At 60.5% G+C, this 22964-nt stretch carries 19 protein-coding genes and 1 pseudogene; 10 read left to right on the top strand and 10 right to left on the bottom strand.

The window, feature by feature from the left end; genetic code table 11:
- The first annotated feature begins 13 nt into the window (after positions 1-13).
- Positions 14-1041, top strand: a pseudogene (locus RX329_RS27450) (IS110 family transposase).
- A gap of 2645 nt (positions 1042-3686) precedes the next feature.
- On the top strand, positions 3687-3905 hold the full coding sequence (locus tag RX329_RS42035) for a DUF6894 family protein (protein ID WP_410706058.1): 219 nt from the start codon (positions 3687-3689) through the stop codon (positions 3903-3905).
- Here the strand turns inward: RX329_RS42035 and RX329_RS27445 are convergent.
- The 8 genes from RX329_RS27445 to RX329_RS27410 all read right to left on the bottom strand — a co-directional run bounded on the left by RX329_RS27445 (position 3877) and on the right by RX329_RS27410 (position 11514).
- Positions 3877-4194 (bottom strand): hypothetical protein, encoded by a 318-nt coding sequence (locus tag RX329_RS27445; protein ID WP_317244499.1) that lies wholly within the window; start codon positions 4192-4194, stop codon positions 3877-3879. The two genes, RX329_RS42035 and RX329_RS27445, sit on opposite strands and share 29 nt — an antisense overlap.
- A gap of 19 nt (positions 4195-4213) precedes the next feature.
- The gene (locus tag RX329_RS27440; RefSeq protein WP_247369116.1) at positions 4214-4369 is read right to left on the bottom strand and encodes a carbohydrate porin; all 156 of its coding nucleotides are present in this window, start codon (positions 4367-4369) and stop codon (positions 4214-4216) included.
- Positions 4370-4789: 420 nt separating this feature from the next.
- Positions 4790-5503, bottom strand: coding sequence for a class II aldolase/adducin family protein (locus RX329_RS27435; protein ID WP_026233824.1), 714 nt, complete (start codon positions 5501-5503; stop codon positions 4790-4792).
- Positions 5500-6918, bottom strand: a complete 1419-nt coding sequence (locus tag RX329_RS27430) for a carbohydrate kinase (RefSeq protein ID WP_317244498.1) — start codon at positions 6916-6918, stop codon at positions 5500-5502. Before RX329_RS27430 ends, RX329_RS27435 begins: the two co-directional genes overlap by 4 nt.
- A gap of 6 nt (positions 6919-6924) precedes the next feature.
- Complete coding sequence (locus RX329_RS27425; RefSeq protein WP_018459498.1) at positions 6925-7932, bottom strand: ABC transporter permease; 1008 nt, start codon at positions 7930-7932, stop codon at positions 6925-6927.
- Positions 7929-8933, bottom strand: a complete 1005-nt coding sequence (locus RX329_RS27420) for an ABC transporter permease (RefSeq protein WP_018459499.1) — start codon at positions 8931-8933, stop codon at positions 7929-7931. Before RX329_RS27420 ends, RX329_RS27425 begins: the two co-directional genes overlap by 4 nt.
- Entirely contained in the window at positions 8926-10410 is a 1485-nt protein-coding gene (locus RX329_RS27415; protein WP_026233826.1) for a sugar ABC transporter ATP-binding protein, read from the bottom strand. The genes RX329_RS27420 and RX329_RS27415 overlap by 8 nt, the downstream gene beginning before the upstream one ends.
- Positions 10411-10512: 102 nt before the next feature.
- On the bottom strand, positions 10513-11514 hold the full coding sequence (locus RX329_RS27410) for an autoinducer 2 ABC transporter substrate-binding protein (RefSeq protein ID WP_317244497.1): 1002 nt from the start codon (positions 11512-11514) through the stop codon (positions 10513-10515).
- A gap of 688 nt (positions 11515-12202) precedes the next feature.
- On the opposite strand from RX329_RS27410, the gene RX329_RS27405 reads away from it, so the two are divergent.
- The 5 genes from RX329_RS27405 (at position 12203) to RX329_RS27385 (ending at position 17209) form a co-directional block, all read left to right on the top strand.
- On the top strand, positions 12203-13333 hold the full coding sequence (locus tag RX329_RS27405) for a sugar ABC transporter substrate-binding protein (RefSeq protein WP_018459502.1): 1131 nt from the start codon (positions 12203-12205) through the stop codon (positions 13331-13333).
- Positions 13334-13399: 66 nt separating this feature from the next.
- A complete protein-coding gene (locus tag RX329_RS27400) occupies positions 13400-14941 on the top strand; it encodes a sugar ABC transporter ATP-binding protein (RefSeq protein WP_018459503.1) in 1542 nt (513 codons plus the stop codon).
- Entirely contained in the window at positions 14934-16046 is a 1113-nt protein-coding gene (locus tag RX329_RS27395) for an ABC transporter permease (protein ID WP_018459504.1), read from the top strand. The genes RX329_RS27400 and RX329_RS27395 overlap by 8 nt, the downstream gene beginning before the upstream one ends.
- A complete protein-coding gene (locus RX329_RS27390; RefSeq protein WP_018459505.1) occupies positions 16043-17002 on the top strand; it encodes an ABC transporter permease in 960 nt (319 codons plus the stop codon). Before RX329_RS27395 ends, RX329_RS27390 begins: the two co-directional genes overlap by 4 nt.
- Positions 17003-17080: 78 nt before the next feature.
- On the top strand, positions 17081-17209 hold the full coding sequence (locus RX329_RS27385; protein ID WP_018459413.1) for a hypothetical protein: 129 nt from the start codon (positions 17081-17083) through the stop codon (positions 17207-17209).
- Between the two features lie 37 nt (positions 17210-17246).
- Here the strand turns inward: RX329_RS27385 and RX329_RS27380 are convergent, their stop codons facing one another.
- The gene (locus RX329_RS27380; protein WP_317244496.1) at positions 17247-18146 is read right to left on the bottom strand and encodes an SMP-30/gluconolactonase/LRE family protein; all 900 of its coding nucleotides are present in this window, start codon (positions 18144-18146) and stop codon (positions 17247-17249) included.
- Between the two features lie 199 nt (positions 18147-18345).
- Here RX329_RS27380 and RX329_RS27375 point away from each other — a divergent pair, with 199 nt between their 5' ends.
- Positions 18346-19371, top strand: coding sequence for an aldo/keto reductase (locus RX329_RS27375; protein ID WP_018459411.1), 1026 nt, complete (start codon positions 18346-18348; stop codon positions 19369-19371).
- A 189-nt stretch (positions 19372-19560) separates the two neighbouring features.
- Here the strand turns inward: RX329_RS27375 and RX329_RS27370 are convergent, their stop codons facing one another.
- On the bottom strand, positions 19561-20364 hold the full coding sequence (locus RX329_RS27370; RefSeq protein ID WP_204510883.1) for a DeoR/GlpR family DNA-binding transcription regulator: 804 nt from the start codon (positions 20362-20364) through the stop codon (positions 19561-19563).
- Between the two features lie 233 nt (positions 20365-20597).
- Here RX329_RS27370 and RX329_RS27365 point away from each other — a divergent pair, with 233 nt between their 5' ends.
- Both RX329_RS27365 and RX329_RS27360 read left to right on the top strand, forming a co-directional pair.
- The gene (locus RX329_RS27365; protein ID WP_085357362.1) at positions 20598-21617 is read left to right on the top strand and encodes an ABC transporter ATP-binding protein; all 1020 of its coding nucleotides are present in this window, start codon (positions 20598-20600) and stop codon (positions 21615-21617) included.
- Between the two features lie 58 nt (positions 21618-21675).
- On the top strand, positions 21676-22929 hold the full coding sequence (locus RX329_RS27360; RefSeq protein WP_085357364.1) for an ABC transporter substrate-binding protein: 1254 nt from the start codon (positions 21676-21678) through the stop codon (positions 22927-22929).
- Positions 22930-22964: the final 35 nt, after the last annotated feature.

Raw genomic sequence — 22964 nt, 5'->3', positions numbered from 1 at the left:
CGAAGGAGCTCCCATGAAGCAGTACGTCGGGCTGGACGTCTCACAGAGAGAAACCGCCGTATGCGTTGTCAACGAGACTGGCCAAGTAATCTTCGAAGGAAAAGCCAAGTCTAATCCTGGTGCCTTGACCGACCTGCTTCGCAACATGCGCCTCAAGCCGAGCGTATCGGCTTCGAGACGGGTGCGATGGCGAGTTGGCTATGGCATGAACTCCGCAGGGTTGAGCTTCCGGTGGTCTGCATCGACGCTCGGCATGCGCACGCAGCTTTGTCGGTCCGTATGAACAAGAGCGGTCAGAATGATGCGCGAGGCCTTGCAGAACTGGTGCGAGTGGGATGGTATCGAGAGGTCAAGGTCAAAAGTGAGGAAAGCCAGAAGATCCGAGCGATCCTTGTCGCCAGATCTCGGCTAGTGTCGATGCGCCGAGACATCGAGAACCAGATTCGTAGCTTGATCAAGGAATGTGGATTACTATTCCCTCGCGCGATCGGCCAACAGTTCCGCAACCAGGTCAGCGAACTCTTAGGCGCTGATCATTTACTCCTCAACCTGATATCGCCGCTGCTCTCGATCCATGAGAACATCTGTCGAGAACAGGAAAAGTTCGACAACGAGGTCCGCCAGTTGGCGAAGCTGGACGAGACGACGCGGCGACTGATGACGGTCCCGGGTGTCGGCGTCGTCACGGCCCTAACGTTCCGCCACACGATCGATGATCCCTCGCGCTTCCGATCGGCGTCGACAGTCGGCGCTTACCTCGGCCTTACGCCGCGACGTAGCCAATCCGGCGAAACCGACACCAACGGAAAGATATCTCGACGGGGCGACCGGCTTCTCCGAACTTACTTGTTCGAGGCCGCCACTGTCCTTCTTTCTCGAACCAAAAAGTGGTCTTCTCTAAAGGCCTGAGGCATGAAGCTCGCCAACCGGATCGGCATGAAGAAGGCAAAGGTCGCAATTGCCCGAAAGATCGGCGTGATTCTCCACTGCATCTGGGTCGATGGCACATCGTTCGACTGGGTCCAGCCGAAGCCAATCTAATATTTGCTCGCAAGTTCCTGGTCCGGTCCGCCGGACTGGCGATGTCCCGCTGGGACGGTGGTCGTGGTGACCTCGGTCAATCGGCTGGTGGCGGTTCGCCCGCACTCCGCTGCAAACGTTGAGGCGCCCGATCCGGACATCATCATGAGGCGCTCGCGACCTCGGAAAGGACCATGACCCCAGCTACGACATCAACCCAACTCGCTGAAGCCGCCAACGATGTCGATTGCCAATCCCGCTAGGCAATCGTCTCGCCATCCGCGATCGCTCCGTCTCCGCAACCTGACCAGCTCCGACGGAGCAATCGCTACGGGCGTGTCACTGGAGAGAGGAAGAATGGTAACTTGACAACAAACCGCAATTAAAGGGCCGATCTCCTCCAGAAGAATGTTCAAGGCGCTCGGGCCTTCTAAGCACGCGATCGGCCATACCGGAAGGGCGGCAAAAGCACCGGGTGAAGAGGTCAAGAACCGGATCATCCCGCAGTACACCGGGAGCTTTGATCGGGCGAGCCTTTGCGGCGCTCGGGTTTCGGAGGACTCTCTCGAACGCGAGGCAAGCTGCACGTCTTTGCGCCCGATGATCCGAGCTGGACGCCATCGACCTTCCAACGTCAAAACCCGTGTGAAAAAGTCCGGAATGCCGAATGGGCTGCTCACGTTGAGAGACGCCCCCCGTTTTAGAGACGTTGCGGACTAGGCACGGTACTGCATTTGGCCCCGAATTCGATCAATCCGGGCTAGAACCTTCTCTCGTGACGATAGCCGTCGATTTCAAATATATGATTAATTCGTTTAAAAATGTGATCGACATACATTCAGCCTCGTGCCTACTTCAGGGCGCGACGAGGTTATCGGGTTATGGTCGGTCCCAGACAGCGTTCGGTCCCATCCCGTCGTGCTGCATTGTTTTCCGTGTGGACACGCGAAGCTGAAAGTTGCTGCGGTGCAGGACCGCTAGTGGCCCCAAAGCGGACTCCAGCGCATCGCGCTGCCCCTGAGGGAGTAGCGAAGCCTCGAATAGCCTTGGAGCAACTTATGGGCGCACTTTCGTGACCGAGCCCGTTAACATAGTTAAATTGATTTGCTGGTTTTTCCCGATAGTTTTTTGCGCAGGGGAGAACATTCATGCGAAGCTCTCGCGCAATCCTTTATGCCCAACGACTTAGCGAACTCACCTCTCAGCTCTCAGAATTGGAATATATTCGAGGTCTAGTCGAAGAAGCAGAGCGAAGCGCCCGCAGTGTGCCTCCATTACGCTTGACACATCCTGCTTCGCGCCGCCTTCGAACTCGTGAACCAGGCGCCCTGTCTGTCCGCTTCCGTCGCCGCGCGCCACCAAGCTGGAATGCAGGCGCTATCAGCCCCTGACAACGACAACCAAGTCAATCGGACTTTGCTGGAGCCATTCCCCGACGGATGGTGGGCTTCCTCCTAAAACCTCTCCAAGCGCTGGCTTACCGCGCCTTGGACGAGAGCCAGGGAACCGCCAGCAATGTGAGGGGCGGCTCCGCACGTTGATACGCATCGCCGGCCGAGGGTCTAACCGTAGGCGCCGGTGGCTGAGAGACAATTCCGCGCTCCCGCCTGCATGTTAGGAGCGCAAAATGGCCGAAGAATTCAGCGCCGAGACACGCCGCCGGCTCGAGCGAGCCGACGAAACCATCTTTCAAAGTGGTCACTTAGCCACGGAACATCGCTCACTCGTCGCTGAGTGCGAACTAAATCTCCGACACAGGCTGCTCAACATAGCCACCCTGCATACTGATGACCTGGAGCGCCGGGTCCGCGCACCTGAGGGGAGTGGACTGCACCCCCTTGTGGCCCATCAAGTTGCGCCTCGTTCGGAGGAGGTCCGCTCATCGCGCCACAGCAGACCAGGTTGTTCAACTTGAGTTCTTCGCATTTTGACCCATTGCAAAAGCTTCGAGCGTTCGTCTTTACGAACACGTGCTGGGGACCCACTCCATGCCACAGCACGGGATAAACGTTGTGCTCGACATCGCCGGGAATGTCCTCCCTTTAGCCATGAGTTGCTTCGGGGTGATTGCGGTGACCCACAGCAGTCGTCAAGCTACTGGCTAGTTTTCTTGATGCAAACTGGCTCACTGTTGGGGACGCTCTTGCAATCCCAATCTGGGCCGAAGCCAGATGCCTGATGAACGGACGGATATCGAACAAGAAAGACAGCACAGACACATATCAGAACAACGGCAAAGAGGACGACGAAGACGTCACTGCGCGCGAACTGCCACCTGAGCCATCTGATCGTTCGTTCCCGGGTTAACTACCATTCTCGCAATTAGCCTCGCCTCGCTAAAGATTCATTCGACCAATTCGGAGAAATTGAGCAATTGGCGCGAGGCCAGCTTTTGGCCCATCGCTTCCTTACGCGGTGTCGCTGCATGTCGGCTCACAAGGGCAGACCGGAAGTTTGCAGCCAGGGGCCAGGTCGGCGGCTTGTGACCCGTTGCTAACGCGAGCTAGTGAGCCTTCATTGCGCGCAATAGAAAACGAAGGCCCGGGCGTTCGTCATGCTTAAGACAGCGGATCTGTTTGGGGGTCGGTTATTTCGGACTACGCAGCGTGGAGCGCTGCTCATTCCACGCCGCCAGCAGAGGTTTCAGCAGCTCGTCAAGCTGAAGCGTGCTGGGTTGGCGGCCGGACGGGACGGCATTGAAGGATCCATCGGGATTGGACTGCCGTGACGATGAAGATGCCCTGGCCAAAGGCAGGACCACCGCCAGCGAGATTGCGTCTGCCCCCCGCGTGCACGACCCGCGCCGCATCGCAATTGAGGACGAGGCCAGCCGGCAAGTTACCATCATTCCAGTGATCAATCACCACACCAACATAGGAGGATGACTCCGTGGCTGCCGACAAACCGGTCGGCGACAACGCGCAAAGGCGCGGTGAAGAAGCGGTCGCAGACCAAGACCAGGATGGGCGGCGCGACGACCTGGACCAAGCGTGACAGGTCGAGCAGCGAGTTCATGGCCTTGAAGTAGACCAGCAAAAAAGTGATCTCGTTCAGGCTTACCGGAAAACGAGTCCGGCTGCGAGAAAAGCCTTCGGCGACATAGAATGGGCCCCTCCGCCCGACATGGACCCATTCCACAGGAAAAACACGGGGCGATCTTAGCGGCCAGGACATGCCCCGCGTAGTTTCCTGATTACGAACGCGCGTTGTAGTCAGTGGATGCCACGAAAGTTCGGTAATCGCTGTCGAGCTGCTGGGCGCGTTTCGAGATATGCGCATAACCAAACGCGATCCCAAGCTTGTCATCGGGACGTTTTGTCGCTGATGAACTCCAGGCCGGCGTCGGCATAAAGGTCGATCAGGTTGCGGTCGGCAGGGGCGCCGGAAACTCTGCCGAATATGTCGATGCGCGGTCGTCGCTGCCTCATATTTCTTGAGGACGGTGGAGTCGTGCGACTACAGTTCTCGCGAAAGCTGCTCAAAGCTGCTAATGTTTCTTCAAACGTAGACGCTGGTTTATGATTTACGGTAACCTCTTTCGCTCATCGCCATTGCTCTCTCCGGAGATCCAGGTGGCCTGCTGTGCTTTGAGTCCAAAGCCCGTTGCTCTTGCTTGCGTGTAGAATCGGTGGTGGGCGGCCTCACTCTTCCGCCACTCTCAGCTTGAAAGCACCCTAGCCAACGTCCGTTGACACCTTTGCGACTGTTGCAACATTCGCGTGGGCCGGTGCTGACCGAACTCGGTGGCAGCTGTCCGTGAAATCCACCATCAATGTGCTGTCCGTTTCGAGTCCAGTAAGGCGCGCGGAACATCGCCGACATCGTCAAGGTCAGGCGCCTGGCCGTATCCCATGCGTTTCATCTGCTCATGTACCTGCGCCATTTCAGCGTCGCTGAGGCGCGGCGGCTCGCCGATAGCCAACGCATGGACATACATCTTCGCCAGCGTCTCCACCTCCAAGGCGAGCCAAAGCGCCTTTTCAAAGGTCTGGGCCGTCACGATCAAGCCATGATGGCCAAGGAGGCAAGCGTCGCGATCTTCGAGGGCCTTGAGGGCGTAGTCCGATAGTGCCTGCGTGCCGAAACAAGCATATGGCGTACACCGGACATCGTTGCCACCCGCAACTGCGACCATATAGTGGAAGCAGGGAATATCACGTTCGTGAACGGCGAGAATCGTGCTGAAGGTGGAATGCGTATGCAGCACGACGTTGACGTCTTCGCGTGCTCGCAGAATATCGCGATGAAAGCGCCATTCGGATGAAGGCCGATGGTTGCCCTGGTAGTTCGCGGCAAAATCCATCGCGACAATGTCCTCTGGCTGCATCCGATCATAGGGCAGACTGGTAGGCGTGATTAGCATGCCGTTTGGAATCCGGTGCGAAAGATTGCCGGATGTGCCCTGATTGAGACCGTTTCGATTCATCTCCCTGCAGGTATCGACAATGCCTTGGCGGAGATCGGCATGATTACGGTCTGTCATGAAGCGGGCTCCGAGAAAGCGATCCAGGACTGGTAAGCGGTGGAAAGGTCGCGCGGTTCGAACCTATCGTTGCTGAGTGATGTGACGGCTTCAAGGATCACGCTTGAAACCGGCAGCGTACGCGAGAATCGCCGCCACAGCAGCGCAGCGCCAAGCGCCGTTCCGTCGGGAGATCGACTCACCCAGACACTCTGCGAGGATCGCAAAGTCGCAAGACAACGGGCGAAGGGCAGGTTTGCGGCAAAGCCACCATCGATGACTATGCGTTTTGAGCTCTCGAGCGCATCAAGGCAGCGGTTTGCGCTGAACGCTGCGTAGAGCACCGCCAATGCCTGCCATTCGGCAGGCGTTTCGGGGGGCGGCCCGATGACCCGTCCGCGGCGAGCAGCGCCCGGAAACAATCCATCATCGCCGACGAATGAGGGGAGCGCCAGGGTTCCTCTCGACAGCAGGGTGGGCAATGCGGCAAGGACGGCTGCATCAGAAGTAAAATGTTCCCCGCGGATGAGGTCGTATTCGCGGCCGGCCGCGATCAACGTCGAAGGTGCATTCTCCCCATCGACATCGATATTGAGAACCATCGCGCGCGCGCAATCGAGTTTGTCCAGGGGGAGGCCGCGCTGAAAGCCGATCATCCAAGTACCGGTCGATAGGATCGAGGCATCGGCCATGCCGGCGGCCTTGTAGCGAAACAGGTTGGCGTTGGAATCATGCACGCCGCAGAGGATCTCGGTCGATTGCGCCAGGCCAGTGCGCCTGGTTACAGATTCCGAAACCGTCCCTAGCACCTCACCGGCGGGTACGCATTCGGGCAACAGATGGCTCCAACCGCGCTTACGCATAAGAGAAGAAGGCTGACGGTGGATGAGGTCCCAGATATGGCTCTGAGCCGCGAGCTGCGAGATTTCGCTGGCCGCACGTCCACCAAGCCGCAGGGCGAAAAACTGCGCGGTGGTCAGATAGGCTTTTGCGCGAGCGAATTCGACGGGATACGCGCTTTCCTGCCAAAGCAGCTGTTTTCCGAGCCGCATCGCCCCTCCGATTCCGCAAAACACCTCATCGTAACCAGGCGCGATCCGGGCATATGCTTCATCGATTGCGGGCGGAGAGACGGCATCATAGTCCATCATCGGCAGCACTGGCGTATCACCGTCGACGAGAACCGCGCCGCATCCATGCGCAGCCACTATCACGGCGCCAATGGCATGGCGTTGAGACAAGTCGGCAAGGGTATCGAGAAACCACTCTTCTAACCCGGCAAGGTCATAGGCGAGGTACGAGCCCTGAGTCATAGGCACATTTGGAAGCCCGTGTGTTTCGAGCGGCCAGCCGTCGTCGCTCGCCACGACCAGTTTGAGATTGGTCTTGCCGATGTCGAGAACTGCAATAGGGTTCGAGACGATCGAGTGCATCATCGCCGGCTACCGCGGCGCTTTGCCGGCGACATGAGGAACCGCCGCGACGGCAATCAAGATTCCACCCCAGATCGCTAGCGTGAGGAATTGGCTGAGGTTCAGAAGGTTGAATGCCGAGGAGATCACCTGAAGGATGATCAGCGCAAGCAATAGCCCGCCGACTTTGCCGAAGCCGCCAAACGGATCGATGCCGCCGAGCACGGCCGCGAGAATGGTGACCAGCAGATAGCTCTCGCCGTATGCCGCGTTGGCCGAATTGAAACGTGCCAACATGACGACCGCCGCCACGCCCGCGAGCAAGCTGGAAAATACATAGAGTTTGAGGAGGACGGCGCGGGTATTGACGCCGGAGTAACGGGTCGCCTTCTCGTTCGAGCCGATCATGTAAACCTTTGCACCGAACGGCGTCGCGTTCAGCATGAGCGCGACGGGCAAGGCGCAGAACGCAAGTACGATCAGAGCAAAGGGTACCCCGAAAACCGTTCCGTTGCCGATAAACACAATCGGCTCCGGGAATCCGGAGATGACGTTACCGCGCGACAGGCCGATCGCGAGACCCTTGCAGAGCGTCATCGTGCCGAGCGTGGCCAGGATCGGCGAAACGCCGAGATAGGCGATGACAAAACCATTGAGGAGGCCGACCAATGCAGCCACTGCAAATCCCGCAGCGATCGCAAAGACCTGAATGCCGACCCAGGCAAGGCCCTGGCTCCCCGGGATGTAGCGCGTCAGCAGGAAGGCGATGGTCAGTCCGGACAGATTGGCGGTTGCGATGATGGAAAGGTTGAGTCCACCAGATAGCAGGGCCAGCATCATCGCCAGTGAGAGGATGCCAAGTTCGGGCATCTGGAAAGCCATGGATTGCAGCGTGTTGACCGAGAAGAACCGATCGCCGATCGTGATCGCGAACACGACCCAGAGTGCGAACAACAGCAGGATGAGGGTGGCGACTGTGCCGCTGCTGGCGAGACCGACCATGCGCCGGCGAAGCGAGAGGGCAGGGGCGTTGCTCATCGGGGCGCGCTCCGGGTTCGCCGCTCGCGCTGCGACCAGGCGGTCGCAGAGACCGAAATGAGAATAACCAAGCCGACGAAGAACGGCGACCAGTAGGACGAAACGCCCAGCAAAATGATTCCATTTTGGAGTACCGCGAGCAGTGTCAGGCCCAAAAACGTGCCGAAGACCGTGCCGACGCCGCCCATCAGGCTGGCGCCGCCGAGCACGACGGCAGCGACCACATCGAGTTCCTTGCCCACCAGCACCGTCGGGGCAACGGACTGCGCGAGTTGTGCCTGAATCAGGGAGGCGATTCCGGCCATGACACCCATGTAGCAATAGACCAGTATATTGAGGCCGAAAATGTGGAAGCCGAGCCGCTGTGCGGCGTCGGTATTGCCTCCCATGGCATAGATTTGCCGGCCGATATTGGTTCGGTTAAGCAGGAGCCAGGTGACGAGAAATGCCAGCACGAGCGCGAGGATCTGCAGATTGACACCGTACGAGCTATCCTTGCCCCATTCGAACTCGAACCAGAATATTCCGGTCGCAAACCAGTCGGGCAACGAATAGATGTATTTGCCGCCGGTGAAGAAGATCAGAAGCCCATAGAAGATGTTCAGCGTCGCGACCGAAACGATGATCGATGGTATTCGAAGTTTCTGGATGAAAATCGCGTTGAGGGCACCGAGCGCACCGCCAATTCCAATCGCGATGGCGAAGACGCCGATCCAGTTCGCCCCGTAAGCATTGGCAAGCGAAAGTGTGACATATTGCGCCACCGACGCGGTCGCGGTGAATGAGATGTCGATTCCGCCGGCGATCAGGACGACCAGCAGCCCGAGCGCTAGGATGCCGACAAATGCATAGGAGGTCAGCAGATCAAACAGATTCTGCATGGTCAGGAATTGGGCGTTCGCGAAGCCCAAGCTGGCGCAGAGCCCAAGGATGACTATCAGCAGCCAGAACTCATGGCTGCGACGAAACCTGCCGAATGATGCCATGTGCGATTCAGGCATTGACGGCCTGCCGAAGCGCATCTTCGGAAGTGGCTGCGGCAGGCACGTCGGTTGTCAAACGACCTTCCCGCATCACCAAGACGCGATGACTATGATAAAGGACCTCGGGGATTTCGTCCGATATCATCAAGACCGCGACGCCGTCGCGGGCCAACCGCCGGATGATTTCGTAAATGCCGTCCTTGGCGCTGATGTCGACGCCCACCGTGGGGCTATCGAGGATAAGCACCCGCGGATTGGTCGCCATCCATTTGGCGAGCACGACCCGCTGCTGGTTGCCCCCGGAGAGCGTCTTCACCGGGTTGGCGGGATTGGAGACCTTGATCCCGAGTTCAGCAACCCACCGAGCGACATGGGTCTGTCGCGCGCGTGCGGCAATCAGGCCGAACGCGCCAGCCAGACGATCCAGCACCGTAAGCGTGACGTTCGCCGTGACGGACTGATTCAGGATGAGACCAAGCGTAAGCCTATCTTCGGATACGTAGGCGATCCCTCGATCGATCGCCTCTGCATTTGTACGGAGGGCGATGGGCCGCCCGTCAAGTGCGATAGTGCCGCGATCGGGCGGCTTCATGCCGAACAGGGATAGCGCCAATTCGGTTCGCCCTGAGCCGAGCAGACCGGTGAGACCCACTACTTCGCCCGCGCGCAACTGCAAGCTTACATCCTCATACTCGCCCTCGCGGCCCAGGCCCTTAACTTCCAGCACAACCGGGCCAGCGGCAAGCTCAGGCGCCTGTATCTGATACTCGAAGGACTTGCCAGTCATCAGCTGGCTGAGTTTCCGCCCATCGATTGTGTCTGCGGCAAAAGTACCGACTTTGGCGCCATCCCGCAGCACCGTTACGCGCTGGGCGATTTCAAGCACCTCATCGAGACGGTGGCTGACGAAAACGACGCAGATGCCGGCACGCTTCAGCTCGCTTACGAGCGCGATCAGGGCGTTCACCTCGTGGCGGGTCAACGATGCCGTCGGCTCATCCATAATCAGGAGTTTGGCATCCGCAGCCAAGGCGCGGCAGATCGCGACCAGCTGGCGTCCGGCAATGCTGAGCTCTGACACTTTCGCGTCCGGGTCGAACGCAACGCCGATCTTTGCCATTGTGGCCTTCGCGGTGGCGCGCATGGAGGCCCAGTTCACCGAATGGAGGCCGCCAAGATGGTGCGCCATCGCGATATTCTCGGCGACGGTGAGGTTGGGGAATAGCGAAAGATCCTGGTAGATGACCTGAATGCCGCAATGCGTGGAGTAGACCGGGTTCAGTTTAGGATATTCCTTGCCGGAAATTGCGATACGGCCGCCAGGCTCCGCTGCCTCGACGCCCGAAATGATCTTGATCAGGGTGGACTTGCCGGAGCCGTTTTCACCGACCAGGCAATGCACCTCGCCGACTTCCAGAGTGAGATCGACGTCGCGGAGCGCGTGCACGCCGCCGAAGCGCTTCGATATGCCGGACATTTCCAGGAAAGTCACCAAAGGTTCGCCTGCAATGGAGTCGTGCGATCACTCGAGTGGTCCCGCATTCCCGACCGGAAGGGCCGGGAATGCAGCGCGACGAGGCGACTAAACCGGTCCGGCCTAGAGCCCTCCGGCGATCAGACCGTCGATGGTTTCCTTGTTGATGCGCATGATCTTGTCCACCTTGATCTGCTTTCCTGCAACGTCGACGGCTGCCTTGCCAAGGCCGGGTACATCGACGCCATCCGTGATCGGCTTGCCATCGAGCACGAGTTTGGCCACCGCGACCATCGCGTAACCCGCATCGGTGGGATTCCACAGAAAACCCTCGCGGATCGTATCATCCGCGATAAGCGACTTCGCCTGGCTTGGCAGCACGGTGCCGACAACGGCGATCTTCTTGCCAAGACGTTGCTGACGCACAGCATTTCCGGCCCCGATTGGTCCGTTCGAACCGAAGCCGAGAATACCACGCAGGTTGGGATAGGCCTTGATCACGTCAAGCGTCGTGCGCTGGCTGGTGTCGATCTCGTCGGCGCCAGGGAAGCGGTCGGCGACGAGCTTCATTTTTGGAAAATTTTTCTGCTGGTAGGCAATCGCGGCATCGGCCCATTTGTTGTGAAGTGGCGTCGTAAGAGTCCCGACATAAACCACATAATCACCTTCGCCGCCCATGTCCTTGGCGAGACGTTCCATCTGCACCTCGCCGAACCGAACGGAGTCGATCAATTCCACATTCCAGTCACGGCCTTCCTGTTCCGGACCCTCATGCGTGATGACCTTGATTCCGGCGGCCTGGGCGCGCTTCAGTACGGGCTCGCAGACTTTTACATCAAGCGGCACCAAGCCGATCACGTTGACCTTCTTGGCAATCAGATCCTCAAGCAGCTTTACTTGCTGTGCCGGATCGACGTTCGCCGGGCCAACCATAGTGGCATTAATGCTGAAATCCTTCGCACCCTTCTGGATTCCCTTTTCAAGTGCGTTGAACCACGGAATTCCCGCGATCTTCACGACCGTGACCATTTCCTTTTGGGCTTGCGCAAAGGCAAAGCCCGGAAAACCGGCACGGGCCAACGCGGCCGTACCACCGATCAGCTTGAGCGTCTGGCGTCTGTCCATTGTTCCCTCCCAGGAAACGATCTTGGATTCCGCACCCTTGACCTGACAGTCGCTGGGTGGGGCAGTCGAGCCTGTTCTTGCTTGGGGGCAGAAAGTGTTGCCTGTCCAACCGCAGGACCTTGAAGGACATTAGAGACCGGCGCTTCAGAACGTGTCAAGCAAGTGACATGTTCGCCAGCCACCGTCGCGGTGCGATACCTGATCTCGCCGTCGAGCTGCTGAGTGAGGAGCTGCGAGCGATCGGCGTTGCTACAGCCATTATCTTAGCGGAGGAGCGCCAGGCCGCCGGACGAAAGCAAGTAGTCCCAGCCTCTGGTTTTCAAAACCCGGCTTCAGCAAGCGGGCTTCGTTCGGCTTCGCGTAGCGATTCACACTTTTCCCTGAGTGTCATTTTTTTCGTCACGCGCGTGGATGCCACCATGAAAGCCCGGCCATCGCCAGCTTCGCCGTTGCACAATCCCTTGCCGCCCACGAACATCCGACTGTCATTGTTACGTTTTCTGCTTCCACAATTGCCGTCGGTTTGGCCGTGCGTTCAGATCGTGTCTCGCGCCGGAGCGTCCGCCCTCGGCTTGTCAGCATCGCAAGCTGCGTGCCATCCTAGCCCGACACGCGCATGGGAAGGTCAATTCCCGGCATGGCTACGCGCCGCGTTAGGGTGGAACACAAACGCTCAGGGAGACACGACATGGTGTGGACGCTTCGTCTGGCGGGGCTGGCTTGCGCCGGCTTGCTGTTGTCATCGGTGAGTGCTCTGGCAGGTCCAAAGGTCGTCTCCGGTCCCGGCGCCGACCCCGCCTGCTTCAAGCCGTGGTCGTCCGAGACCAAATTCTTTCAGTGGCCCAAGAAGGCGGGCCCCTACAGAATCGCGCTGGTCAACGGTTTTGTCGGCAACACCTGGCGCATCCAGATGGTGAAGACTGCCAAGGCTTTCGCCGATCAGCCGGGTATCAAGGAGAACATCAAGGAGTTCAAGGTTGTTTCCACCGGGACCGATGTCGCGGCGCAACTTGGCGCGATGGAGGATTTCATCAACCAAGGCTTCGACGCAATCGTTACCATTGCGGTCGCTCCCGACGGTTTTGATCGCATCATCCGTCTTGCCGACAAGAACAACGTCGTGGTGGTGCCGTTCGACAACGTCCTCGACACCGACAAGGTGATGATGGTCAACGAGGACCAGAAGGAAATGGGCCGCATGTCGGCCAAATGGCTGATCGACGAGAGCGGCAAGAAATCCGGCGACATCCTCGAAGTCCGTGGCCTCCCGGGAAACTCCGTTGACCGCGACCGTCATCTCGGTTTCCGCGAGGTAATAGAATCGCCCGGCAACAGCTTCAAAATCACCGAGGTGGTTGGTAATTGGGACACCGGCACCTCGCAGAAGGTGACTGCAGATGCGTTAGCTGTGCATGGTCATTTCGACGGAGTATTCACCCAAGGCGGATCCGACGGCACCGTGCAGGCACTGATGGCCGCCAAGCATCCCTTTGTGCCGATGTCGGGCGAGGGCGAAAACGAGTACCGCAAACAGATTGCCGATCACGCCAAGGACGGACTAAAGGGAATGTCCTACGGCCAGTCGCCGGCGCTGGTGGCGATCGCGACCAAGGCGGCGATCTCGGCGCTGCAGGGCAACATTATGCCGCAGCTGATCTCGATCCCGATTCCAGTGGCGACCTACAAGGATCTCAAGCCGGGCACGAATTACTGGCCCGAGCTCAATGCCAACTTCTTTGCGCCGAACCAGTTCACACCGTGCGGCGTGAACTTCACTGCACCGGAGATCATGTCGCAGAGCGAGAAGAACACCCAGTGACGGCTCCAGCGATGTCTCTGTCACGGCCCGGCATTCGCCGGGCCGTCGTTGCGTGAAGGCCCGGCCATGCCGGCTGCCGATCCGACGCAATCCGCCTTCCTGGAGCTTGCCGGCATCTCCAAGCGCTATGCCGGCGTTCGCGCGCTTGAAGGCGTCGATTTCGCCTGCGAACGCGGCAAGATTCATGCCGTGCTGGGCGAGAACGGCGCCGGCAAGTCGACCCTGATCAAGATCATTGCCGGTGTGGTGCAGCCCGACAGCGGTCGCATGCGCCTCGCGGGGAGCGAGGTCAGCTTCGCCACGCCGTCGGCGGCGAATGCGGCCGGTGTCGTCTGCATCTTTCAGGAACTATCGCTGATGCCCGACCTCTCGGTCGCGGACAACATCTCCATTGCATCCCCGCCGCGGCGGTTCGGCCTGATCGATGCGAAGGCGCAGCGCCGCCGCGCCGAAGAGCTTTTGTCCGAGATCGGCTGTGAGGACGTCAACCCCCTGAGGCGCGTGCGCGATCTGCCCCTATCGAGGCGCCAGGTGGTCGAGATCGCGAAGGCGCTCGGCAAGCGGCCGCAGTTGCTGATCCTCGACGAGGCGACATCGGCACTGACGAGCGCCGATGTGGAGAAGGTTTATGCGATGCTGGCGCGGCTCAAGGCCGAGGGCGTCGCAATCCTGTACATCTCGCACCGCATGCACGAGGTCGAGGCGCTCGCCGACCGGGCCTCGGTGTTTCGCAACGGCCGCCATATCGAGACCTTCGACAAGGGGAGGCGTTCGACCGCCGATATCATCCAGCTCATGATTGGGCGTGACATCGCGGCCCAGTATCCGCCCAAGCCGGCGCGAAATGCCGCGAAGCCGGTGCTGGCGCTCGAGAACCTGTGCTGGGAGAGGCAGCTCGATCGCATTTCACTGAGCATCGGCGCCGGCGAGATCGTCGGGCTCGGCGGTCTCGACGGGCAGGGCCAGAAATCCCTGTTGCTTGCGCTGTTCGGTGTTTTGCGCGGTGTCACTGGTCGCCTCACGGTGGCAGATCGCGAGGTACGTCCCGGCTCCCCGGCGGCGGCAAAATCGGTCGGCATCGCACTCGTGCCTGAGGACCGCAAGACCGAAGGACTGATGCTGCCGATGTCGATCGCAGACAATCTTGCGATCGCATCGCTCGACGCGCTTTCGACTGGCCCATTCATCGATACCGGGAAGGAACGCACCGCGATCCAGCGAGCCATCGCGAGGCTGCAGATCAAGTTGGACGCCGCGAGTGATGCGGTCTCGACGCTGTCGGGCGGAAACCAGCAGAAGGTCGTGCTCGCCAAATGGCTGATGACCGATCCGCGCATCATCCTGCTCAACGATCCCACGCGCGGAATCGACGTAGGCACCAAGCAGGAGCTCTACCGGCTGATGCGCGAACTCGCCGACCAGGGCGCCGCAATCCTGTTCTACTCAACCGACTATGACGAGCTGATCGGCTGCTGCGACCGCGTCGTCATCATGTATGACGGCCGCATCGTGCGCGAGCTCGAGGGCGACGACCTCACCGAGACCAACATTGTCGCAAGCTCCCTGAATGTCGACACCGATACCGCAGCGAGGGCGGCGCATGCTTGACGATCTCGCGATCAGGATCCGCCAGAACATTGGTCTGGTCACCGCCATCCTGTTGTTCTGTGCTCTCTACATTTTCTACAACGCCGCGCATCCCCGCGGCTTCTCCTCCGCCGTGCTGGTGCAGAATGGCGACGAAATCTTTGCGCTCGCCATGCTGGCGATGGCGCAGACAGTGCCGGTCTTAATGTCGGGCCTTGATCTCTCCGTCGGAGCGGTCATGACCATGGTCGGCTGCTTTGCAAGCTACCTCCTGACCGGCGCGGCAGGTGGTGCGCCGCTGCATCTCGACCTGTTCGGCGTGCATCTCGGCCTCGGCACCTTTCCGGGCGGCGTGAGCGGCATTCTGCTCGGGATCGCCGTGTGCCTTGTGATCGGCGCGGCTGCCGGCTTTATCAATGGTTGCGTCGTCGTCTATGGGCGCATCCAGCCGATCATCGCGACGCTTGCGACCGGCGCGGTCTACATCGGCATCGCGCTTTTCCTGCGTCCGACCCCGGGCGGCAAGATCGATGTTGATCTGAACTGGGCGCTGACTAACTCGCTCGGCGATTTCGCCTCGACCGTGCACATCTTCGACGATGGCGCGGCTGCCTGGTTTGCGCCGTTCGCCTGGATCCCGGTCCCCTTCGTGCTTCTCGTTCTCATTCCGCTGCTGGTATGGGTGCCGTTCCGCCGCTCCGTTCTCGGCCGCGCCGTCTATGCGATCGGCTCGGCCGAGGGCGCAGCTTATATGTCCGGCCTTCCGATCGAGCGCGCCAAGATCGCCGCCTTCACGCTCGCGGGCTTCTTCGCCGGCTGCGGCGGTCTCTTCCTTGCTATCCAGACTTCGTCTGGGAATGCGGACATTCCGCAGGCCGGCGCCTATACGCTCAACTCGATCGCCTCCGTGGTGATCGGCGGCACTTCGCTGCTTGGCGGAACCGGCAGTGCGATCGGGTCGATCTTCGGCGCTATGGTCTTGCGCGTGATTTCCTTCTTCTTCCGCATCTTCGACATTGCCCCTCTTCTGCAGCCGCTGTTCGAGGGCGTGATCCTGCTCGCTGCCGTCAGCATCGGCGCGTTGGGTATGCTGCGCGTCAAGAACACGTTGGAGCTGTTTCGATGACGGCGGCCTCATTCAGCCTCTCGCGCGACGATCGCCCGATCCTGATTGCGGCGGTGTTCATCGTCGTCATTCTCGTCGCGGGTACGGTTTACACATTCGCCCGTTTCGGCAGCGCTCCCCTGTTGTCTCCGGCCTATCTTCTGCAGCAATTGCAGATCGGTGCGTTCCTCGGGATCGTCTCGGCCGGCATGATGATCGTGATCCTGATAGCGCAGATTGATCTGTCGGTGCCCTGGACGCTCGCGGCCGCGGCCATGATGGCGACCTCGGTCGGCGGTCCTCTCGCAATTCCGGTCGGGCTCGGGGTCGGCGTTCTGGTCGGGCTCGTCAACGGCGTCGGGGTCGCGTATCTGCGGGTCCCCTCGATGATCTTTACGCTGGGCGTGAATGCCGTGATGCGCGGCCTGATGGTCGCGCATACTGGCGGCTACGCACCTCAGACCGGGGCGACCGACCTGATGCGGATGCTGGCGGGCGATCGTACGCTCGGCATTCCCAACGCGCTGTTCGTCTGGGCCGGGGTGTCCGTGCTGGTGGTCGTGATCCTGCAGCGCATGTCGCTCGGCCGCTACATCTACGCCATCGGCAACAAGGAGGCGGCGGCCTATCTCGCCGGCGTCAACACGCGCCGCGTCACGGTGGTCTGCTTCGTCCTCTGCGGCCTTGCTGCCGCGCTCGCGGGCGTGCTGCTCGCCGGCTATTCCACCAAGGCCTACCAAGGCATGGGAGACGCCTATCTGCTGCCCTCGATCGCCGCCGTCGTGATTGGAGGCACCAACATCCTCGGCGGCCGCGGCCGCTATCTCGGCACGCTGATCGGCGTCGTCCTGATCGTGCTCCTGAACAGTGTATTGTCGATCATGGAGATGCCGGAGGCGGGCCGCCAAGTGATCTATGGTCTCGTTATCATCTTCATGCTGCTCGTCTACGGGCGGGGCGAACGCGTCACGAGCTAGATGGCCAGCCTAAGGTGGCCCGCCTTCTTTACAAATTGGAAATCATCGTAAATCAAAATTTTAGCGAAACGAACTGCCTTGCTCGACACAGTATCCGCGAGCTCAGAGACCGGCAAGTTCGGATCGCGCGCTATCGAGGAACTTGAATCCGATCTGCAGGGCGACGAGGGCACCGACGGCCGGCGAAAGCGCGGTCAGAACGGCTGAGGATGGCGCCGCACGCCGCCCCGCGCCGCCTTTTCCCTTACACGGCCGCGCGCGTATTGAGGAAGATCGAATACAGCGATGTCTGTCCGCAAATGTAGAGACGGTTGCGCTGCGGACCGCCGAAACAGACATTCGCCACGATCTCGCCGATGGGAATGGTGCCGATATGTGTCCCGTCGGCTGCGTAGCAGAACACGCTCCGTCCCGCCGACGTCCAAACGTTGCCATGGATGTCGCAGCGAAATCCGTCGTAGAGGCCGTCGGGGCAGGTGGAAAACAGCGAGGGCTCAGCGACCTTGTTTCCCCGGACCTTGTAGGACCAGATCGTCGCGGGCAGCCCGTCGACGTGGGTCGCGCCGGTATCGGCGACATAAAGCAGCTTCTCGTCTGGCGAGAACGCCAGCCCGTTCGGCTGCACGCGGTCAGAGACGACGAGGCTGATCTCGCCGCCCGCTGGATCGATCCGATACACGTGGGAGGCGCCAATCTCGGATTTGGTCTGCTGGCCCTCGTAATCGCTGTCGATGCCGTATGTCGGATCCGAAAACCAGATCGAGCCGTCCGATTTCACCACGACATCGTTGGGCGAGTTCAGCCGACGCCCTTCGAACTGCTCGGCAAGCACCGTGATGGAGCCGTCATGCTCGGTCCGGGTGACGCGGCGCATGAAGTGCTCGCAAGTGACGAGCCGCCCCTCGTGATCGGTCGTGTTGCCGTTCGAGTTGAAGCTCGGCGAGCGGAACACCGACACCGATGAATCCGTCTCGTCGAAGCGCATCATCCGGTTGTTCGGAATGTCGGACCAGATCAAATAGCGGCCGGCCGGAAAGTAAGCGGGTCCTTCGGCCCAGCGGCAGCCGCTGGCGAGTTTTTCGAGATTGGCGTGACCAAAGACCAGGCGAGCAAAGCGTGCGTCGTGCGTAACATAGGGGAGCATCGTTCCTCCTCGTTGCCGCAGGCCGTGAAGTGCCCGCGTGCCGGTTCCGCTTTTCTTAGCAACCCGAATGTATGAGCGGAATAGTCTTGTACGAGACCCGTAATCCTCGCGTTGACACCTGACGGCAAATACATACGCTGCGCGTCGCTGCAATGAGACTAGCGCGGATCGAGGCGCGGAGAAGGAAGTGCAATCCACCATGGTTTCGCAATCGGCTTTGCCGCGCCGCACACTTGGCCGGACCGGTCTCGAAGTTTCCATCCTCGGGTTCGGAACCGCACCGCTCGGCGATCTCTTTCTCGAGCTCGACGACCACACTGCAATTGCCGCAGCGAGCCGTGCCTTCGAGCTCGGCATCAATCTGCTCGATACATCGCCGCACTATGGCAACGGCCTGTCGGAGCATCGCTGCGGAACGGCGCTCCGGCGCGTGCCGCGCAAGGATGTGGTGCTTTGCACAAAAACTGGTCGCTGGATGGATCCGTTTCACCAGCCGGAGACTCGGTCCGGATTTATTGGTGGACAGCCGCACCGAGCCGTCGTCGACTATTCCTATGATGGCACCATGCGCTCGGTCGAGCAGTCGCTGTTGCGGCTTGGCACCGACCGGATCGACCTGTTGCTGATCCATGATGTCGATGTGTGGACCCACGGTAAGGACGCGATCGAGGATCGGTTTCGCGAAGCGATGTCCGGGGCCTATGTAGCGCTGGACAAACTTCGTTCCGAAGGTGTGGTCGCGGGCATCGGGATCGGCGTCAACGAGGCGGAGATGTGCGTGCGCTTTGCGCAGGCCGGGTCCTTCGAGGTGATGCTGCTCGCCGGGCGTTATTCGCTGCTGGAGCAGCCAGCACTCGAGGAGTTCATGCCGCTGGCGCTGAAGCAGGGCATCGCGGTGCTGCTTGGCGGCGTGTTCAATTCGGGGATTCTGGCGACGGGCGCCATCAAGGGCGCCAAGTACAATTATCAAGACGCACCGCCGCAGATCCTTTCGAAGGTTGCTGAGATCCAGCGTATCTGCGCAGCTCATGACGTAGCGCTGCCGACGGCCGCTCTACATTTTGCGCTGGGTCATCCCGCGGTCGCGAGCGTGGTTCTCGGGGCGCATAATGCGCAGGAGGTCGAGCGCAATGTGGCAGCGCTGACCACCACAGTGCCGGGCGCGCTCTGGAGCGATCTCAAGGCCGCGTCCCTGCTGGAATCGGAAGCGCCTGTTCCGAGGTAGACCGGATGAACACGCTTGAATTGGTTCAAGCCGAGGGCTCGGATCACCGGGAAAACAGCTCCCCACCGCTCGAGCTCGCCCCCGTAGGTGCGCGGCACGTGGGACTGGCTCAGTGCCGATTGCGGCGCGGATTGTCGGCCGTGCGTTGAAGTCCGCGATCGATCTGAGCAAGGGAGTCTATGTTGTCCGCTAGGTATGGCCAAGGCGTTCGAAATCTGCGCGGGCGTCGCGGGCCGTGTGGATCAGACCGCCATACCTGTCCGCGATTGGCTTAAACGATCCAGGCAATCGATCATCGATGACGAGATGGTGGCAGTCGTCGAGATGGCCGCCCCGGACCGTCGCATTGCGACCGAACTTGGTGATGTCGGCCACTAGCACGGACGTTCGCGAATTGGCCACAATGGATTGACGCGCCTTGACTTCATCGGCATGGAAATCGAGCAGCGTGCCGTCCTCATCAATCCCCCCGACACCGAATATACCAAAGTCGGCGCGGAAACCCGCGAAGAAGCGCGCAGCCGACTCGCCAATGATATCGCGATCGAGTTGCCGCAGCGTGCCGCCCGCGATGCTGATCTCCACGTCCGGATTGTGCGCGAATGCTGCGGCCACGTTCAGGCTGTTGGTGATCACCCGCAGATCCCGACGGCGGGAGAGCGCCTGCGCGACGTATTCGGGCGTCGTGCCAAGTCCGATCATCAGTGACGTCCCGTCAGGGATGAGGTTGGCGGTCGCGTGCGCGATCCGCCGTTTCGCGCTGGCGTTTAACCTGTGCCTGCTGCCATAGGCGAGGTTCTGGTTCTGGACCGGGAGGCCGACCCCGCCGTGCACCCGCCGGAGCAGGCCCTGGTCGCAGAGTGCATTCACGAGGCGGCGAATGGTCTGCTGAGTGACATCGAAACGCACCGCGAGCTGCTCGATGGAGGCGAAGCCTTGCTCGCGCACGATCTCTAGTATGTGGGTCTGACGGGTCGTGGCGGTCCTGAGCATAGGCCCTCCGTTCTCAACGAAAGTATCATTTGAACTCCAAGGACGCAATTTTCTGGTTTCATATGGCGTTACGCTATGTTCAAATGAACATCGTGGTGGCTACGCCGACGAATGCGCGTGGCACGAGGGAGGGCGCATGGACCGGTCTGTCTGCGGTGAGCGGCCTTGCATGGGTCCGTTGCAGCGAGCCGTCGCCAGCGGCGTAGCCGCATCACGGTGAGAGCGAACAGGCCATGTCAGCGATCACGCTGAGTCATGTCTCCAAGTTCTGGGGCGCGATGCGCGCCGTCGATGACGTCAGTCTGACAGCGAACGAGGGCTCGCTACTTGTGCTGCTGGGACCGTCCGGCTGCGGTAAGTCGACCACGCTGCGGCTGATCGCCGGGCTTGAGGATGCTGATGCCGGTACGATCGCCATCGGCGGCGTCGACGTGACCCATCTGACCCCGGCGCAGCGGAATATCTCCATGGTCTTCCAGTCCTATGCGCTGTTTCCGCATTTGAGCGTAGCCGAGAACATCGTCTTCGGACTGCGTGTGCGTCGCGTGTCGCGCGCGGAACGAGACGAGCGGCTCCGGCGTGTGGCCGAGATTGTTGGCCTTGCGCATCTGCTTGAACGCAAGCCGTCGCAGCTATCTGGCGGCCAGCGCCAGCGGGTTGCACTGGGACGAGCCATCATTGCGGAAGCGCGGGTCTGCCTCATGGACGAGCCGCTTTCAAATCTGGACGCCAAGCTGCGGCATGAGATGCGGACGGAGATCCGCGCCCTGCAACAGCGGCTCGGAATGACGATGGTCTACGTGACCCACGATCAGACCGAAGCCATGACGATGGCGGATCGCGTCGTGCTGATGCGCGATGGTCGTATCGAGCAGAATGGCACACCAGAGGAGCTATATAACCGGCCGGCGACGGCATTCACGGCGCGGTTCATCGGCACGCCGCCGATGAACCTGTTGCGCCAGGGTGATCATCTCATCGGCATCCGGCCCGAGCATATCCGCATCGTGTCGGGCGGGGACCATTTTGCGCGCGTCAGGGCGATCGAGCATCTTGGGGCCGACAGCATCGTTCTGTGCGAGGTCGATGGTCAGCCCATCTCGGTGCGGCTCGAAGGTTTCAGCAAGGTTCGGCCAGGCGAGGATGTCCGGATCGCGTGGGAACCCGGGCTCGAGCATCGGTTCGATTCAAGTTCGGAAACTCGCTTGGAGACCATCGTCACAGAGGGCCAGCGGGCGATATCCGGTCGATAGCAGCGGCTGTTTCAAACGCAGTAACGAAGGAGATTGTCCCATGTTTGCGCGACGAACGATGTTGATGGCAGCGGCGTTTGCCGTACTCTCGATGGCTGCACGCCCGGCTGCCGCGGTGGATCTGACCATGTACTATCCGGTCGCGGTCGGCGGTCCCGTCACCAAGATCATCGACGACATGGTCTCGCGCTTCGAGAAGGACAATCCCGACATCAAGATGACGGCGGTCTATGCCGGCAACTACACGGATACGATGACCAAGGCGATGACCGCCATGAAGGGCGGGCAGCCGCCGCAACTGTCGGTGTTGCTGTCGACCGACGTGTTCACGCTGATGGACGAGAACGCGATCGTGCCGTTTGACGATCTCGTCGGCGACAAGGCCTGGTTCAAGGAGTTCTATCCGGCGTTCATGGCGAACGGGCAGATCGACGGCAAGACCTGGAGCGTGCCGTTCCAGCGTTCGACCATCGTGCTGTACTGGAACAAGGACGCCTTCAAGGAGGCGGGCCTTGATCCCGAGAAGGCGCCGGCGTCCTGGGACGAAATGGTCGAGATGTCGAAGAAGCTGGTCAAGAAGGATGGCGGCAACACGACGCGCTGGGGCATCGAAATTCCCTCGACCGGATATGCCTACTGGATGCTGCAGGCGCTGGCGATCGAGAACGGGCAGAAGATGATGAACGAGCCCGGCAACGAGGTCTATCTGACCGCTCCGAAGACGGTCGCTGCCCTCGAGTACTGGGTCGACCTGTCGCGCAAGCACAACGTCGCCCCGGCCGGCAGCATCGATTGGGCGACGCTGCGCAACGATTTCCTCGAAGGCAAGACGGCGATGATGTGGCACACCACCGGCAATCTGACGGCGGTCAAGGACGCCGCGAAATTCCAGTTCGGTGTGGCCATGCTGCCGGCCAGGGAGCGGCGCGGATCACCGACCGGCGGCGGCAATTTCTACATCTTCAAGAGTGCGTCTCCCGAACAGCAGAAGGCGGCCGTCAAGTTCATTCAATGGATCACGGCTCCGGATCGCGCGGCCGAATGGAGCATGAAGACGGGCTACGTGGCAGTGTCGCCGGCCGCCTACAAGACGCCGACGATGGAGGCCTACGCAAAGGCCTTCCCGCAGGCCACAGTTGCGCGCGATCAGCTGGAGCACGCGGTGCCGGAGCTCTCCGTTCATGAGAACGGCCGCATCTACAAGTTCATCGGGGATGCCGTGCAGGCCGCGATCACGGGCGCGCAGAAGCCGCAGGAAGCGCTGGCCGCCGCGCAACAGCAGTCCGACCGCGTCTTGCGCGCCTACAAATAGGGACGTGGCGGGATGGCGCGCCACCGCCATCCCGC

The sequence above is a fragment of the Bradyrhizobium sp. BWC-3-1 genome (assembly GCF_032917965.1).
Classification (GTDB): Bacteria; Pseudomonadota; Alphaproteobacteria; order Rhizobiales; family Xanthobacteraceae; genus Bradyrhizobium; species Bradyrhizobium canariense_D.
This window is presented reverse-complemented; position numbering and strand designations above follow the sequence as displayed.

What these genes read in the sequence shown, in the direction of transcription:
- RX329_RS27445 (WP_317244499.1), bottom strand. Translation starts at nt 4,194, where the DNA reads ATGTCCTGGCCGCTAAGATCGCCCCGTGTTTTTCCTGTGGAATGGGTC.
- RX329_RS27440 (WP_247369116.1), bottom strand. Translation starts at nt 4,369, where the DNA reads ATGCCGACGCCGGCCTGGAGTTCATCAGCGACAAAACGTCCCGATGAC.
- RX329_RS27435 (WP_026233824.1), bottom strand. Translation starts at nt 5,503, where the DNA reads ATGACAGACCGTAATCATGCCGATCTCCGCCAAGGCATTGTCGATACC.
- RX329_RS27430 (WP_317244498.1), bottom strand. Translation starts at nt 6,918, where the DNA reads ATGATGCACTCGATCGTCTCGAACCCTATTGCAGTTCTCGACATCGGC.
- RX329_RS27425 (WP_018459498.1), bottom strand. Translation starts at nt 7,932, where the DNA reads ATGAGCAACGCCCCTGCCCTCTCGCTTCGCCGGCGCATGGTCGGTCTC.
- RX329_RS27420 (WP_018459499.1), bottom strand. Translation starts at nt 8,933, where the DNA reads ATGCCTGAATCGCACATGGCATCATTCGGCAGGTTTCGTCGCAGCCAT.
- RX329_RS27410 (WP_317244497.1), bottom strand. Translation starts at nt 11,514, where the DNA reads ATGGACAGACGCCAGACGCTCAAGCTGATCGGTGGTACGGCCGCGTTG.
- RX329_RS27405 (WP_018459502.1), top strand. Translation starts at nt 12,203, where the DNA reads ATGGTGTGGACGCTTCGTCTGGCGGGGCTGGCTTGCGCCGGCTTGCTG.
- RX329_RS27400 (WP_018459503.1), top strand. Translation starts at nt 13,400, where the DNA reads ATGCCGGCTGCCGATCCGACGCAATCCGCCTTCCTGGAGCTTGCCGGC.
- RX329_RS27395 (WP_018459504.1), top strand. Translation starts at nt 14,934, where the DNA reads ATGCTTGACGATCTCGCGATCAGGATCCGCCAGAACATTGGTCTGGTC.
- RX329_RS27390 (WP_018459505.1), top strand. Translation starts at nt 16,043, where the DNA reads ATGACGGCGGCCTCATTCAGCCTCTCGCGCGACGATCGCCCGATCCTG.
- RX329_RS27380 (WP_317244496.1), bottom strand. Translation starts at nt 18,146, where the DNA reads ATGCTCCCCTATGTTACGCACGACGCACGCTTTGCTCGCCTGGTCTTT.
- RX329_RS27375 (WP_018459411.1), top strand. Translation starts at nt 18,346, where the DNA reads ATGGTTTCGCAATCGGCTTTGCCGCGCCGCACACTTGGCCGGACCGGT.
- RX329_RS27370 (WP_204510883.1), bottom strand. Translation starts at nt 20,364, where the DNA reads ATGCTCAGGACCGCCACGACCCGTCAGACCCACATACTAGAGATCGTG.
- RX329_RS27365 (WP_085357362.1), top strand. Translation starts at nt 20,598, where the DNA reads ATGTCAGCGATCACGCTGAGTCATGTCTCCAAGTTCTGGGGCGCGATG.
- RX329_RS27360 (WP_085357364.1), top strand. Translation starts at nt 21,676, where the DNA reads ATGTTGATGGCAGCGGCGTTTGCCGTACTCTCGATGGCTGCACGCCCG.